We start from the raw sequence: 14,215 nt of genomic DNA, 5'->3' as shown, positions 1-14,215 counted from the left end.
ACACTACGACGCTTATTTGCGGATATAAAAAATGAAGCCTCCCATGGAAATACACTAGCTTATGTTCAAATTTTAAGGCAAATCCAAGTGAAACTTTAATGCTGAATTGATCTTAGATAAGATTAAATTGCTAACTACGCCTGAATTTTCATATTAGAAATTCTGTTTTTAGAAATGGTTCTAATTTGATGACATTGGGCTTTTGAAGCTTTCGACAATTTAATTTCCTATAACCTCAAAGAAACCAAAAATTTACTTACCTCTTCTGGAGTTAACTCATAAGTCTGGCCGCGGGCCAAAAATCTGGGCATGAAGAGACTACCATAGCGAATGCGAATCAGACGACTCACTTCCAATCCCTGTGATTCCCATAAACGACGAACCTCTCGATTACGGCCCTCATTTAAAATCACATGGTACCAAGTATTCGCACCATCACCACCACGAAACTCTAAACGGTTAAATTTGGCAAGACCATCATCTAACTCCACTCCTTTTTGCAAATTAGCCAAAATTTCCGGGCTCACTTGGCCATGAACACGAACAGCATATTCGCGTTCTAATTCATAGCGAGGATGCATCAACTTATTAGCGAGCTCACCATTATTCGTGAAAATTAGTAAGCCCGAGGTATTTAGATCCAAACGTCCTACTTGCACCCAACGACTATTTTTCAAATGCGGTAAATGATCAAATACTGTTTTTTCAAATTTAGGGTCATGGCGACTGGATATTTCCCCCACAGGCTTATGATAAAGGAGAATTCGTATACTTTGCTTTATTTTCAAAGGATTAGGAATTAATTTTCCTTTCACAGTAATTTTGTCATTGCCAGTAGCGGAATCTCCTAATTTTGCGAGTTGTCCATTCACTTGCACCCAACCACTTTCAATCCATCGCTCCATTTCACGACGTGAACCAAGGCCAGCCTGACTCAATATTTTTTGTAACCTTTCGCTGCTCATTCAGTAATACACTCTTCATTCGGGTTATTTAAAGTTAATGTTTCCAATACTTCGGGTAAGGATGGAAGTTCATTTAAATTTTTAAGATTAAAATAATTTAAAAATTCTCTAGTTGTGGTATATACCGCAGGCTTACCCGCTACATCCTTATATCCCGCAATGCGAATCCATTCTCTTTCTAATAAAGTTCTCATGATTTGGCTGTTGACGGCAACGCCTCGTATTTCTTCTATATCACCACGAGTTACTGGTTGCTTATACGCAATAATTGCTAAAGTTTCTAGCAAAGCACGTGAATATTTAGACGGTTTTTCAATTTGTAAGCGCGCAATCCAAGAGCCATATTCTTTTTTTGTTTGAATGATAAATCCTGTAGCAACTTGAATTAATTCGAATGACCGTGTTGTATACTCTTCTTTTAAAAGCTCAATGATGAAGTTTATTTGTTCCTTAGCAGGCCTCTGCCACTCTTCAAATACTGCGAGCATTTTATCCAAAGATAAAGGCTCATTGCTGCTTAATAGTAAGGCTTCAATAATCTGTTTTAATGCACTCTCATCCATTTAAGCCGCCTGCAGATGTATTGCTGAAAAAGCGTCATTTTGGGTAATCACTACTAAAGATTGCCTTGCTAATTCAAGTATTGCCAGTAAAGACACGACCAATCCCATACGCCCTTCTTCTAAAGTAAATAATTGACGAAATTCCAAAACCTTATGTTCTTGCAATTGCACTAAAATTATACTCATACGCTCACGCACTGACATGGCTTCGCGGCTGATGGTATGATGGCTCACATGCTCTTCGCGTTTTAGTAAAGAGTGCATTGCTTCAATCAATTCAGCCAATTCAACCTCTGGATACACTTTAATCGCTTTTATCTCAGAGGTAACAAGCTCAATGGTAAAATTATCCCTGTCTTGCCTAGGTAGTGAATCAATAAGTTCTGCCGCTAATTTTATTTGCTCATAAGCTTGTAAACGCTTTACCAAGGCCATGCGCGGATCTTCTTCTTCCTCTTCATTTTGAGGATTCACTGGTAATAACATGCGTGATTTAATTTCAGCTAACATGGCCGCCATTAATAAATAATCTGCAGCCAACTCCATGCGCCGACATTCCATTAACTGAATATAATGTAAGTATTGTTGGGTAATGCTAACTATAGGAATATTCAATATATCAATATTCTGTTTACGAATAAGATATAAAAGCAAATCCAAAGGCCCGCTGAATGAATCCAGCAGTACTTCTAATGCATCTGGTGGAATAAATAAATCATCAGGGATCTGAGTAAATTCTTTGCCATCAACAACTGCTCTAACCCCAGACCTGATTGATAATTCAACTTCCATTAATAGTTAATTCCCATCACTTCTCTAACAACTCCCATAGTTTTCGAAGCTTCTTCACGCGCCGCTTCACTTCCTTCGGAAATAATACGCTTTACTGAACCTAAATCAGACTCATATTCTGTGATTGCTTGCTGAATAGGTTGCAGTTCTTTATTGATACTATCAATAACCGGTCTTTTGCAATCAATACAACCAATTCCTGCTGAACGGCAACCTTTTTGTACCCAATCTTTGACTTCATCGTTAGAGTAAATTTTATGAAATTGCCATACAGGACATTTTTCAGGTTCGCCAGGATCAGTACGTTTCACCCGCGCTGGATCTGTAGGCATGGTTAATACTTTCTTTTCTACATGCGAAGGTTCTTCTCTTAACATAATGGTATTATGATAAGATTTAGACATTTTCTGCCCATCAGTACCAGGCATTTTCGAAGTAGGAGACAGCAATGCATGCGGCTCAGGAAGAATGATTTTTCCACTGCCTTCCAAATAACCTAATAAACGCTCTTTTTCCCCAATGGATAAATTGGATTGGTCTTCTAATAAAGCCCTGGCGGTTTCGATCGATTCATGAATTCCATCCTCTTGAAACTGGCGCCGCAATTCACTATATATTTTGCTATTTTTCTTCCCCATTTTTTTAATGGCTGCATTTGCTAGCTCTTCAAAATTGGGCTCTTTTCCATAGATATGATTAAAGCGGCGCGCGACCTCACGAGTTAACTCAATATGCGCTACCTGATCTTCACCCACAGGAACATAATCAGCGCGATATAATAAAACATCCGCGCTTTGCAATAAGGGATAACCCAAAAAACCATAAGTCGCTAAATCTTTTTCTTTTAATTTTTCTTGCTGATCTTTATAGCTGGGGACTCTTTCTAACCAACCTAAGGGTGTGATCATAGATAAAAGCAAATGCAACTCTGCATGCTCAGGAACCCATGATTGAATAAACAAACGTGACAAACCTGGATTAACACCACATGCTAGCCAGTCAATAATCATATCCCAGAGATGCTGTTCAATAGCCCCTGTTTCTGCATATTGAGTGGTTAAACCATGCCAATCTGCAGCAAAAAAGAAGCAGTCATATTGATGTTGTAATTTAAGCCAATTTTTTATTACACCATGGTAGTGACCCAAGTGTAATCTTCCACTAACACGCATTCCCGAAACAACTCGTTTGTTGGAAGTAAATAATGCTGACATCAATATCCTCTTTTATTAAATTATACAAACAATAGAATCCTCTCCAAACATAGAAGAAGTCTCAATCTATAATTCTCGTATGGTGAACAAGCTATCTAAAAGGTTCTGGATCACCTTTTCCTTCTCTTAAAATGACAGGGTAATCTCCAGATAAATCAACTATGGTTGTGGGCTCTTGTCCACAATTACCGCCATCAATCACTAAATCAACCTGATTTCCTAATATATCTCTAATGGCTTCCGGCTCACTCAAAGGGGCCTGAGCACCTGGAAGAATCAGTGTCGTACTCATTAATGGAGCCTCTAAAGTGTCCAACAAAGACAAAGTAATAGTATTGTCAGGCACCCGTAAACCCAAGGTTTTTCTCTTAGGATGCAGCATCAATCGTGGCACTTCATGAGTCGCATTCAGAATAAAAGTATAAGAACCAGGTGTTAAGGCTTTTAATAAGCGAAAAATTGGATTAGGTACGCGCGCATAGGTGCCCAATTGCGATAAATCACGACACACAAGCGTCATATTATGATTTTTATCCATTTGTCTTAAGCGACGAATGCGTTCAAGCGCTGACTTGTTTCCCAAACTACAACCTAAGGCATAACCTGAATCTGTAGGATAAACAATGAGGCCACCATCTTCAATAATAGATGCAGCTTTTCTCAATAAACGTGATTGCGGATTATCAGGATGTAATGCAAAAAACTGACTCATAAGGTCCCCTGTTCAATGTTCCATTCTTGCCAAATAGGCACACAGTTTACCGGTAACTGCTTCTGAGCACCTAGATTGGTACGCGATATAGCATCGCTATGAAAATCCGAGCCCGAAGAAGCCAACAAATTAAATCGTAGACTGACTCCGGCCATTTCATTAATTTCCATAACATTCATGTCTCCAGAAACTACCTCAATGCCCACACCGCCAGCTTCCTTAAATTCATTAATTAACTCATGCAATTTAGATCGCGTCAATCCGTATTTCAGTGGATGAGCAATAACCGCTTGCCCACCATTAGCAACAATTGCCTCAACAGCTTCTTGAACACTAATCCACGGGGTTGGAATATAGGCTTTTCTACCACGCACAAGGTATTGCTTAAATGCCGATTGTTGGTCACGGGCTTTACTTTCATTTACTAAAACCTGTGCAAAATGTGGTCGTGCTGCTCGCTCATGCCCTGCCAAAGCACATGCTTTAGTATAAGCATCGACTACACCAAATTGCTCTAAAGCTTCCCCAATTTGTTTGGCTCGATTAATACGACTTTGCACTTGACGCTGGATTAGAGCAAAAAGATGTTCCGTATGTTTGATCTGATAACCAAGAATATGAAAATCATGTTTTTTCCAACGCGTACTAAGCTCAATGCCATTAATAATGCGAATTGAAGTGGATGCGGCTGCAGTTAATAAATCAGGATAACCTGCCACTGTATCATGGTCTGTAAGCGACAGACAACGAATTTGTAATTGCTTTGCTTTTTTAATGAGTTCTTGAGGGCTTAAGGTCCCATCAGAAAAATAACTATGGCAATGAAGATCAATCATAAATTTTGCATCATTACAAAAATGATGATTGTAGCATGAATATTAATAAGTGTTTAGATTTTGTATTATTTCCTCCTAAGAGCCTCAGAATTAAATGTTACCGAACTCAATGTAAATGAATTTCATATTAATTAAATCATTTGTTTTTCATCTCCTAAGAAGCGATTCATCAAGCCATAGCGATTATTTTTATATCTTTATGTTTTATTTGTTTTATTTTAAATACAGATAAATTTTCTTGAACTGTTGACGTCTACAAAATAACTGATATACTGCGCAACCATTGATTGGAGAGATGGCCGAGTGGTCGAAGGCGCTCCCCTGCTAAGGGAGTATGGGAGAAATCCCATCGAGGGTTCGAATCCCTCTCTCTCCGCCAATCAACGCGCCCGTAGCTCAGTTGGATAGAGTATTTGGCTACGAACCAAAGGGTCGGAGGTTCGAATCCTTCCGGGCGCGCCATTAATATTCTCCTGTAAAGAGGCACGCTCTCATTAAAATCATATCGAGAGTAAATAAAGCATTTTTTAAACTCATCGGGATTTAAAATCGAAAATACACGAGCATATGTGTTTTTAGATGGTATGCCATTTTCAAAAGGTAAAAATCGACGTAAATAATCTAATTTTTCTTCTCCGAATGTGACAAAATCACGCCAGCTCTGAGCTCCACATATGTTAGCGCAGAGCACAACAAATAATATTTCTGTTAAGGGATATAATTTCTTTCTATCGTTCCTGGGGTCTTCGAGCCTCTCGAAATGACATAAAAATCCAGGTGTATCTTCCTCTGACATCATTAAACTCCTTGCAAAAACAAAGAGGTTAAAAGGTAATGTTAATTAATGCATTAATTCAGATTGGCCACTTTACAGATGATTCCTCGCTATGCTCGGAAAGACGTCACATTTTTAATGGGACAGCCGTGTTTCATATGGAATTAGCTATAGCAAAGTTTTTGAAAATCTTTTGATAACCCGAATCCTTGCTTTCTGTATAAAAAATTAATGTTAACCCATAAAATCAACAAAATGTCCTATAATATTACTTTGAGAGCGCGAGGCAATAAAAAACTCTCTTTGATTTTTATTTACACATGACAATAACTTAACTAAAAAGGATTTTTATGAAAAAAAATAAATTGACTAATATCCATGATAATAACAACAAAACCCCACAAGTTCATGCTATCACAAAAAATTTTAATACAGGAGAGTGTAATATTGTGGTAATTGACCAGAACAATGTTATAGGTTATGCATATTCAGAAGAGTCCCAAAAAGAAGAAAAATATCATTATAAGATTTTTTTTCCAGAAAACTATAAACTAAAAATTATGCCTAATGGCGATTATTTTCATAGAGATTCGAATAATACATATTTTTTATCGAATGTTTATAGTACTGTATGTGAAGCATTGCCTGAGCAGATTGATACAAATATATGTGCAATGACACGGGAACAAAGAGGGTCTATGGAATTTGTATGTGCTTCCAAAGACAAAGCGAAACTCTACAATTATGTGATAAAAAAATATCCCAATCCCAAATCTTCTATGGAGGGCTGGGAAGAAGATGCATACATCTATACTTTTAGTGATAGCAAAAAAGTTTTCCAGAGTCCTAGCTCACAAATCACTTCTGTAGCAAGTTTGCATTGCAAATATGAATACACCAATAATACGAATAATATCCTCAAAAAACAAAAAACAAAAACCAGAAAAAACTTAAAAGACTCTTTTTTCTATGATGACGAAGACGAATATAAATATGAGGAATACATCATCAATAACACTAATAATAATAACGTCAAGAATCCTCTTTTCTACGATAGCGAAGATGAAAATAAAGATACAATCAGAGAGTCCAAAGTCGTTGTTGCATTAAACAATGGAGATATTTTTTTAGGTAAACAAGCTGATATTGGTTCATCTTTTATATGGGAAAACATAGCACAGCTTAGTCAGTTAAGATTTGATGATGCAGAATTATATGTTTCTGAACAGAATTTATTGCTTGTTTATAGTCAAAATAGAAAAATGCTGGCGGTTTACAATCCTGAAACCAAAGAATTAATCAGTTGTCCCTGTCCTCAATTAACTAACCCGCATTTGTCAGGAGATTATTTCACTGGTTTATTTCAAGAGCCTGACAAAAAAAATAGAATAAAGAATAAATTATTGGTATTTTCATTAAAAACAGGAAAAAACACAACATATGAACTTTCAAAACAGATCAGCGATTTATTGGTAATTGACGAGAAAATAATTTGTTTGGTTAAAAATAATAAGATTTGTTTTGTTAAGAATTTTATAACCTCTTCTTCACTGCTTGCTTTCTTTCGTAAAGATAGAGATTCCTTATATTCTCAACCGCTTAGTGGATCTCAAACATCAGATGGGATTGACATGGATATTTTAAATAATACACCATAATCTTACTTGGGTGAAATCCAAAGACCGTACCTCGGGGACACCGAGGTACGCTGCACTTTAAACACAAGCTTTATTTTTCAGCCAGGATATTAATCTTTCTAACAAAACACTTGGTTTCACCACTCCAAGGCATAGTGAATGCATCACAATGATAACTAACAACCACATGGCGATTATTCTGCATTGCAAAATCAGCCTGTTTTACCAAATCTGAATTATATTGACCTAAAGTAAAATAAAATGCACGCCCACTAACACCGCTGGCATTCTCCAGGCCACCAAGTATCATTTCTCCTTCATAAGTTCCCCAAAACTTACCTTCTTTAGCTACCTTAACAATAATTCCTGATTTCTGTCCTTTTTGCACTGTCCAGCAACCAGTTAAAGAGAATGCAGATGCCAATAAAATTGTGCTAATTAATATTTTTTTCATAATAACTTTTCCTAAATTGCACATTGAAGTTTAATATAGGATGTCTATTGCTGATTATCAAGTACCCAACATCACCGCAAGCCACATTAAAGCACCGTAATAACTGCTAATAATAAATGCCCTAAAACATTGCTCACGTTGACGATTAGCAATCAGTTTTTGCTGTTGGATAAGAACTAAAGCAGCAGCTCCCCAACACAAATAAAACCAATAAGTTACATTAATGGTCTGTGACCAATAAAACCATAAACTATGCAAAATACATTGAAATAAGCCAATGATTATTTGGTCATAGTTTCCAAAATAAATAGCGGTCGATTTTACGCCAATGCGCAAATCGTCTTCTTTATCCATCATTGCATACATTGTGTCATAAGCAACAATCCATGAAAAATTAAGTACAAATATTAAGGCACATTCAGCATTTAAAGCCAAATTAGAAGCTTTATATGCCATTGGAATTCCCATAGAAAATGCCAGGCCCAAAACAAACTGCGGTGCATCCAAGAAGCGTTTGCAAAAAGGATAAAAAATAGAAATTAATAAGGCAATACATCCAAGATAAAAGCAGGACCAAGATAGATTAATCAAGATGATTAAAGCAGCCATTAATAAAACAAACACTAAAATAAACGACTCATGCAATGTGACTTCACCTGCAGTAAGTGGACGTAACTGAGTTCTTTCGACATGCTTATCGATATTACGATCTGCAATATCATTAATGACACAACCTGCGGCGCGCATTAACACAGTCCCCATAAGAAATAAGATTACTAGTTTTAGAGGAGGCATGCCTTGATTCGCCAGCCATAAAGCCCATGCAGTAGGATACCATAATAGTAACGTACCTATAGGCTTGTCAAAACGCATTAAACGCCAATAAGCATTCCAATTCATGAGGTAATGTCTCCTAATTCAGGCAACATAATTTCTATCAAATAAAAAGATTCTTGTTGCTGAAATAAAAATTCAGCAATACGTACCCATAAAGTCCCGTGAATATCGTCAATGTATTTCTTTACCCAATAAAACTCAACACATTGATCATCAATAGGATAATTAATCGCATTAATACGTCGTACGCGAGGCTCATCGAAAATTAAATTTCTAATCGATTCTTTTTCTAGTCGTTTGAAAAATTCAGGTTCCAAATCATAGCATTTTTGCGGAATAATGCTACGCGCATACCAATAGGGCACTCCATAGCCTTTCATAATAATTTCGCGCTGAAAAACAGAAACATCATGCACATCAAGTAAACTTTTAGACCACAAATCGGTGGTAATCCATTGTTGTGTAATTAGCTCTAGGTGCGCATCACCTTTAGCCTTACGTAATTTATCTGTTAATGAATCTTGATAATTCACCCACTCTAAAAATTGTTTTGAACATGAAGCCTTGAGTGAGTAAATAAGATGTGTATTTATAGGCATAACTTAGGTTTTTAGATAAAAAAATCTCTAAGATCTTACAGAATTAATATTCTTAGAACAAGCGATTACTCACTCTAATTCTGCCAAGACGATTTAAAATAATTATCTTATTCTTCGCTGTGCTTATATTCATCAGGTTAAAATGGCCATTGCTAATGGCATGCATAGGATTATCAGAGAAAAGAATCTTATTGTCTGAATGCGCACCAATCCAAGTTAACTGCCATTGTGGATGATACCATTGCCATTGATGCAGTATTTCTGACTGATGCTGTTTAGAACTCCAGGTAGTTAATAATAATCCATGAGACCAGTCTAATGAGTCATCCACAGGCTGTAAAATTACAGATTTTCCAAGAATTAATGCCTGCATTTTAGCGTATTGCACAGCAGAACTAAGTTCATCAATGATGGTTTGTTGTTCATTATTACGTACTAGGTAAGAATAAGAAGCAATACTTAATGTAGTAAGAAGTATCAATAATGTCATAGTAATCACAAGTTCTAGCAGAGTAAATCCTTTATTTTTCATAAAGATGCCTTAAAAAATTGCTTCATCAAATTCAGGTCATGAAAAACATTTTTTTTCGCACCGGGGTAGGAAATTAAATAATCAGGATCTAGGCTTCGTACAATCAGGCCGTTGCTATTAATATCGTTAAGAAAATTGTTTTTATTTAAACCAAAAATCAAAATAGCGGCTGCACATTGCACTTCATTAGTTGCTAAGACTCCTTGCTCAGTAACAGAAATCACTTTAAGTTCAGATTCAGATAAATGAAGGTAGGCAAGCATTTGTCGCAATAGTGCCAGCCCTTTTTCACTTAAATTTGTAGAAGTAAAAACCAGAAGCTTTAAAGTTTCAGAGGTTACAATATTATTATTTTCTTGTAATACTAAAGTAGACTCTCTCTTTATCCAGGGTCTAATCCCTAAGTGATTGAGATAATAAAGACTGGCATCACTGTACATAATAAACTTTTACGCTAAATAAAAGTAGTATATCTTGAACTAATGATGACACAAAATATTAGGACAAATAAATTAGGAAAGATTAAACTGATTATCACTTGTTGTCTCTTCCTCAACAGAGGCTTTTTCCTCTTTAGGAGGAACAATCTGTTTAAAAGTGCCTTTAAAATCTTTAAATTGCTCAATTCTATTTTGCTTAGTAGCTTCTGTTAATGCAGCATCTTCTTGTTTTTCAAGATTATCTTTTAGGTCATTACACATTGTTACCAGAGTATTAAGTGAAGGGCGTTGATTTGGATCTGCCTTCATCGCAGATTCAATTAAATTTTGAATTTTTTCTCCATCAGGTGTTTTAAATATAGGAAAATTAAAATCTAGAGGGTCACCCTTTCCCTCTTGAAACTTATTCATTATAAGTTTATCTATGAGCGCATTTTCTTCGGCTGGCGTTAATTTTCCTCTCATTAGAGTGTACATCATAAGACCGACTTGATAGGTCATAAATGGTTCTGCATTATACTTTCCTTTTTCCGGGAGTTCAGGAGGAGCATAAGCCCCTGTTGTTTGAACGTCTTGAGCTATTTTTCCATCATGAACAGGCATTACAGATTTTAAATCACCTGTAACCACGCTTCCATCTTGACGACGTAAGAAATTCGTCGCCTTAATATCTGTGTATGCTTTATTATGAGTGTAAAAATCACGAGCCATTGAAGCAACTTGTTGTGTCATGTCAACAACAACAGAGGTAATCTCTTGCATGTTTTTTTTTGCTTTATCTTGTTGATCAATGCGATACTTAAGTAGATCACCATCAGAGCAAAATTCTGAAACAGCAAGACACTTCTGAGCCCCCTCATCAGGAGGTAAGATTTGATAAAATTCTTCTTTAGCAAGGTATTTTTTTAAGTCACTATTGCTTTTTACCTCCTGCAATACGACAAAATTAACTTGGGAATAATTTTTTTCAAGACGCAGAATATACTTTTGCTCCGTTTCTATATCGGTAACTAGCCAGTTTCTGTTATTCATTCCTCCCTTATAACTAGTTTGGAGCTTTTTTTGATTTTTATTATCTTCATCTAAAAAAAATGTTTCCGTAGTTCCTTGTAATTTATCGGCTATACTCTTTTTTTCTTTAGAAGGGGTTTTTGTTAATAAAACTTCGCTCTGGGATTCTTTTAATATCTTTACTATTTTGGGTGCTCCTGTCTGTTTTAATTCGGCAAGATATTTAAGATTGCTCTCTATTTGTTTAAACCCCTCTACTTCAGGTTGTTTTTTAACCAAATCGTTTATTTCATCATTTATTTGATTTAATAATGTATTAAATCGGTTATTCATTTGCGGCTTATCAACGGGAATTCTCATCAATAAAATTTGATTTTGTAATTCGTCTAGAGCGGTCATTAATTCCCTTGGAGTTTTTGTACGTTTTATCTCTGCAATGCTCTCAAGCTTCCCCTCTATTTCTTTATACTGATCTGATTGTAATCCTATCTTGTTTTTAGTTGCCTTTGTCCATTGTTCTTTATTAGGCAAGGAAGAAATCTCTGCTTGATATGATTTTAAAAATAATTCTTCTTTATTAACTGGTGTTGGATTTTTAGTTAATAAAGTTATTTCTCTACTTACTGGATCTGCTAAATACCATTGTAAAAAATCATTGTATCTTGGCTCTGGTTTGCTTACATTTTTCTGAATTATTTTGTCTGATAAAGCATCAATTCGCTGCAATAGGGACAAATTCGTCATCAACTTATTCTTAGAAGCACTTTTATTATATTGTTCAATAAGGTGCTCTAATTGAGCCATAAAATCACTATGTGGAGCAACACCAGTAATTGAAGGTAGCATAATTAAGTCACTTTAAAAAATTAATAAATTTAGTTTAACTATGGAATATGTTTTAATTTTTGTCAAAATGCATGCTAGATGCTTATTTATTGGTTTGCTATAATTCTGGTTTGCTATAATTCGAAGAGGTAATAGTAATAGAGGTCCATAAGCATGCTAACTAACCAAAATAGAACTTCCTGGAATGAGTTACTTAGAAAATTAAATCTCAACCCCAATAATATGAAAGAAAAGGATATTTTTACTCTCAAAGAGTGGTGTAAAGAAAATATTCAATCTAATTTTTCAGAAAACTCTTTAAAGGACATAGAAAATCTTTTTAATGCTTATGAAAGACTAAACTCCGAAACATCTTTATCGACTATTTTTGATACAGATCTAGATTATAATGTACTTCATCAGGCTTCCAAATTAGGTTTTGATTGTTTCATTGCTAACAGTCTTGTAACCTATAATGGGGATGTTAGTCAATTATTAATGTCAAAATCCAAAAGTGGAAATACTCCTTTACATGTGGCAGCACTTTTTGGCAATTTACCTGCACTTGAGATTTTATTGGATCGATGCCCTAATGCCGCCAATGAATTTAACCAAGCAGGTAAGCTTCCCATTCATTTAGCAGCAGTTAAGAATAAAATGGATGAAAAATTAAATTGTGTTAAAAAATTATTACCAAAAACCAATAAAAAAGCTCTCACGCATGAAGATAATGCCGGAATGTCGTTATTATTAAGCCTTGTTGCTTTTGATAACATCCAAATCATGGAGGATATCCTAAAAGAAGATCCAAAATTAATATCTTTATCCGACATGAAAGGCCAAAATATATTGCATTTGGCTATTATTCAACAGTGTCCAAAGTTGCTCGATCATTTTTTATCTAATAAGCAATTGATGATGCAAACAACAAGCAATAATTCTACTACGTTACATTTAGCTTGCCGATATGGCGAAGAAAATGTGATTCGTAAAGTATTAAAGGAAACCCCCGAAAATAGCAGAACTATCAAGGATGAACATTCCAAGCAGCCATCAGATTATATAGCCCAAAGATCATCTAAGTTTTCGCAGAGTCTATTGGATGAATTCGACATTCCTCGTAATAATCATGTACCAAGAAATTAAATATATAATTTCCCATACGAGATATTAATAGTTATTTTTAAGTATGTACTGTGGGATAATTCCTTTTATTCTGCTTTTTTGATGCCCCTCCCTCAATACAATAAATAATAAGCCGTCAGCTGCAATATTCCATTTTAGAATTGCCGATAAAATATAATTAACATAAATTTGTAATGAGTTAAATAGTGCTAATACTTTTTAAAATTTGAGCAACAACACGTTCTGGATGTGCTGCCTGAGTGATTGGTCGACCAACAACTAAATAATCACTGCCTAGGGTAATTGCTTCTTTAGGTGTCATGATTCGCTGTTGATCATTTTTAGCATCATTAGACAAACGAATACCGGGAGTGACGGCAATAAACTTTGAACCACATTGCTGCTTAATTGCGTGAATCTCATGAGCAGAGCAAACCACGCCATCTAAACCTGACTCCTTGGCTAATATTGCCAGCCGTTTGACCTGTTCAATCACTGGAATCGTAACACCAGTAGAGGCGAGATCAATTTGGCTAAAGCTAGTGAGCACGGTAACTGCAATTAAAATTGGACGGTCTGCACCATAAGAGTCAATCGCTTCTCTTGCAGAATGCATCATATTCATCCCACCAGAAGCATGAACATTCAACATCCACACACCGAGCTCAGCACTTGCTTTACAAGCCTGCGCTACAGTATTAGGAATATCATGAAATTTTAAATCTAGGAACACCTTAAATTGCCGTGCAATTAATTGTTTTACAAACTGAGTTCCAAACAAAGTAAAAAGTTCACTTCCAACCTTTAAAGCACATAGTTTAGGATCCAGTTTATCCACCAAACAAAGAGCATCCTGCTCACGATTAAAATCCAAGGCAACAATTAATTTTGAAACCAT

General features: G+C 35.7%; 15 protein-coding genes, 2 tRNA genes and 1 pseudogene. 4 read left to right on the top strand and 14 right to left on the bottom strand.

Annotated elements, in window-relative coordinates:
• Positions 1 to 227: 227 nt before the first annotated feature.
• From rluB to QM652_RS01800, 6 genes are all read right to left on the bottom strand, one after another.
• Positions 228 to 965 (bottom strand): 23S rRNA pseudouridine(2605) synthase RluB, encoded by a 738-nt coding sequence (gene rluB, locus QM652_RS01825; RefSeq protein ID WP_415072442.1) that lies wholly within the window; start codon positions 963 to 965, stop codon positions 228 to 230.
• Positions 962 to 1,528 (bottom strand): SMC-Scp complex subunit ScpB, encoded by a 567-nt coding sequence (gene scpB / locus QM652_RS01820; RefSeq protein ID WP_415072441.1) that lies wholly within the window; start codon positions 1,526 to 1,528, stop codon positions 962 to 964. Before scpB ends, rluB begins: the two co-directional genes overlap by 4 nt.
• Positions 1,529 to 2,320, bottom strand: a complete 792-nt coding sequence (locus tag QM652_RS01815; protein ID WP_415072440.1) for a segregation and condensation protein A — start codon at positions 2,318 to 2,320, stop codon at positions 1,529 to 1,531. It lies immediately after the preceding gene.
• The gene (locus QM652_RS01810) at positions 2,320 to 3,534 is read right to left on the bottom strand and encodes a tryptophan--tRNA ligase (protein ID WP_415072439.1); all 1,215 of its coding nucleotides are present in this window, start codon (positions 3,532 to 3,534) and stop codon (positions 2,320 to 2,322) included. Before QM652_RS01810 ends, QM652_RS01815 begins: the two co-directional genes overlap by 1 nt.
• A gap of 91 nt (positions 3,535 to 3,625) precedes the next feature.
• Complete coding sequence (locus tag QM652_RS01805) at positions 3,626 to 4,246, bottom strand: L-threonylcarbamoyladenylate synthase (RefSeq protein WP_415072438.1); 621 nt, start codon at positions 4,244 to 4,246, stop codon at positions 3,626 to 3,628.
• Positions 4,243 to 5,082 (bottom strand): PHP domain-containing protein, encoded by an 840-nt coding sequence (locus QM652_RS01800; protein ID WP_415072437.1) that lies wholly within the window; start codon positions 5,080 to 5,082, stop codon positions 4,243 to 4,245. Before QM652_RS01800 ends, QM652_RS01805 begins: the two co-directional genes overlap by 4 nt.
• 289 nt (positions 5,083 to 5,371) lie before the next feature.
• On the opposite strand from QM652_RS01800, the gene QM652_RS01795 reads away from it, so the two are divergent.
• A tRNA-Ser gene (locus QM652_RS01795) sits at positions 5,372 to 5,461 on the top strand.
• A 6-nt stretch (positions 5,462 to 5,467) separates the two neighbouring features.
• Positions 5,468 to 5,544 (top strand) — tRNA-Arg (locus tag QM652_RS01790).
• Positions 5,545 to 5,608: 64 nt separating this feature from the next.
• Here the strand turns inward: QM652_RS01790 and QM652_RS01785 are convergent.
• A pseudogene (locus QM652_RS01785) lies at positions 5,609 to 5,878 on the bottom strand (transposase family protein); the annotation flags it as partial.
• A gap of 329 nt (positions 5,879 to 6,207) precedes the next feature.
• Between QM652_RS01785 and QM652_RS01780 the strand changes: the two are divergent.
• Positions 6,208 to 7,515, top strand: a complete 1,308-nt coding sequence (locus QM652_RS01780) for a hypothetical protein (protein ID WP_415072436.1) — start codon at positions 6,208 to 6,210, stop codon at positions 7,513 to 7,515.
• A 70-nt stretch (positions 7,516 to 7,585) separates the two neighbouring features.
• Here QM652_RS01780 and QM652_RS01775 read toward each other — a convergent pair whose 3' ends face one another.
• The 6 genes from QM652_RS01775 to QM652_RS01750 form a co-directional block, all read right to left on the bottom strand.
• On the bottom strand, positions 7,586 to 7,948 hold the full coding sequence (locus QM652_RS01775; protein ID WP_415072435.1) for a hypothetical protein: 363 nt from the start codon (positions 7,946 to 7,948) through the stop codon (positions 7,586 to 7,588).
• A 57-nt stretch (positions 7,949 to 8,005) separates the two neighbouring features.
• Entirely contained in the window at positions 8,006 to 8,848 is an 843-nt protein-coding gene (gene ubiA, locus QM652_RS01770) for a 4-hydroxybenzoate octaprenyltransferase (protein ID WP_415072434.1), read from the bottom strand.
• Positions 8,845 to 9,384, bottom strand: a complete 540-nt coding sequence (locus tag QM652_RS01765) for a chorismate--pyruvate lyase family protein (protein WP_415072433.1) — start codon at positions 9,382 to 9,384, stop codon at positions 8,845 to 8,847. The genes ubiA and QM652_RS01765 overlap by 4 nt, the downstream gene beginning before the upstream one ends.
• Before the next feature lie 52 nt (positions 9,385 to 9,436).
• On the bottom strand, positions 9,437 to 9,916 hold the full coding sequence (locus QM652_RS01760) for a GspH/FimT family pseudopilin (RefSeq protein ID WP_415072432.1): 480 nt from the start codon (positions 9,914 to 9,916) through the stop codon (positions 9,437 to 9,439).
• On the bottom strand, positions 9,913 to 10,356 hold the full coding sequence (locus tag QM652_RS01755) for a DNA polymerase III subunit psi (RefSeq protein WP_415072431.1): 444 nt from the start codon (positions 10,354 to 10,356) through the stop codon (positions 9,913 to 9,915). Before QM652_RS01755 ends, QM652_RS01760 begins: the two co-directional genes overlap by 4 nt.
• 72 nt (positions 10,357 to 10,428) lie before the next feature.
• Complete coding sequence (locus QM652_RS01750) at positions 10,429 to 12,213, bottom strand: protein kinase domain-containing protein (RefSeq protein WP_415072430.1); 1,785 nt, start codon at positions 12,211 to 12,213, stop codon at positions 10,429 to 10,431.
• Between the two features lie 222 nt (positions 12,214 to 12,435).
• Here QM652_RS01750 and QM652_RS01745 point away from each other — a divergent pair, with 222 nt between their 5' ends.
• A complete protein-coding gene (locus tag QM652_RS01745; protein WP_415072429.1) occupies positions 12,436 to 13,338 on the top strand; it encodes an ankyrin repeat domain-containing protein in 903 nt (300 codons plus the stop codon).
• A 178-nt stretch (positions 13,339 to 13,516) separates the two neighbouring features.
• Here QM652_RS01745 and pyrF read toward each other — a convergent pair whose 3' ends face one another.
• On the bottom strand, positions 13,517 to 14,215 hold the full coding sequence (gene pyrF / locus QM652_RS01740; protein ID WP_415072428.1) for an orotidine-5'-phosphate decarboxylase: 699 nt from the start codon (positions 14,213 to 14,215) through the stop codon (positions 13,517 to 13,519).

This window comes from Legionella sp. (assembly GCF_047605385.1).
GTDB lineage: Bacteria > Pseudomonadota > Gammaproteobacteria > Legionellales > Legionellaceae > Legionella.
The sequence above is the reverse complement of the archived record's forward strand: the minus strand, read 5'-3'. Positions and strand labels throughout refer to the sequence as shown.

What these genes read in the sequence shown, in the direction of transcription:
- rluB (WP_415072442.1), bottom strand. Translation starts at nt 965, where the DNA reads ATGAGCAGCGAAAGGTTACAAAAAATATTGAGTCAGGCTGGCCTTGGT.
- scpB (WP_415072441.1), bottom strand. Translation starts at nt 1,528, where the DNA reads ATGGATGAGAGTGCATTAAAACAGATTATTGAAGCCTTACTATTAAGC.
- QM652_RS01815 (WP_415072440.1), bottom strand. Translation starts at nt 2,320, where the DNA reads ATGGAAGTTGAATTATCAATCAGGTCTGGGGTTAGAGCAGTTGTTGAT.
- QM652_RS01810 (WP_415072439.1), bottom strand. Translation starts at nt 3,534, where the DNA reads ATGTCAGCATTATTTACTTCCAACAAACGAGTTGTTTCGGGAATGCGT.
- QM652_RS01805 (WP_415072438.1), bottom strand. Translation starts at nt 4,246, where the DNA reads ATGAGTCAGTTTTTTGCATTACATCCTGATAATCCGCAATCACGTTTA.
- QM652_RS01800 (WP_415072437.1), bottom strand. Translation starts at nt 5,082, where the DNA reads ATGATTGATCTTCATTGCCATAGTTATTTTTCTGATGGGACCTTAAGC.
- QM652_RS01780 (WP_415072436.1), top strand. Translation starts at nt 6,208, where the DNA reads ATGAAAAAAAATAAATTGACTAATATCCATGATAATAACAACAAAACC.
- QM652_RS01775 (WP_415072435.1), bottom strand. Translation starts at nt 7,948, where the DNA reads ATGAAAAAAATATTAATTAGCACAATTTTATTGGCATCTGCATTCTCT.
- ubiA (WP_415072434.1), bottom strand. Translation starts at nt 8,848, where the DNA reads ATGAATTGGAATGCTTATTGGCGTTTAATGCGTTTTGACAAGCCTATA.
- QM652_RS01765 (WP_415072433.1), bottom strand. Translation starts at nt 9,384, where the DNA reads ATGCCTATAAATACACATCTTATTTACTCACTCAAGGCTTCATGTTCA.
- QM652_RS01760 (WP_415072432.1), bottom strand. Translation starts at nt 9,916, where the DNA reads ATGAAAAATAAAGGATTTACTCTGCTAGAACTTGTGATTACTATGACA.
- QM652_RS01755 (WP_415072431.1), bottom strand. Translation starts at nt 10,356, where the DNA reads ATGTACAGTGATGCCAGTCTTTATTATCTCAATCACTTAGGGATTAGA.
- QM652_RS01750 (WP_415072430.1), bottom strand. Translation starts at nt 12,213, where the DNA reads ATGCTACCTTCAATTACTGGTGTTGCTCCACATAGTGATTTTATGGCT.
- QM652_RS01745 (WP_415072429.1), top strand. Translation starts at nt 12,436, where the DNA reads ATGAAAGAAAAGGATATTTTTACTCTCAAAGAGTGGTGTAAAGAAAAT.
- pyrF (WP_415072428.1), bottom strand. Translation starts at nt 14,215, where the DNA reads ATGGTTTCAAAATTAATTGTTGCCTTGGATTTTAATCGTGAGCAGGAT.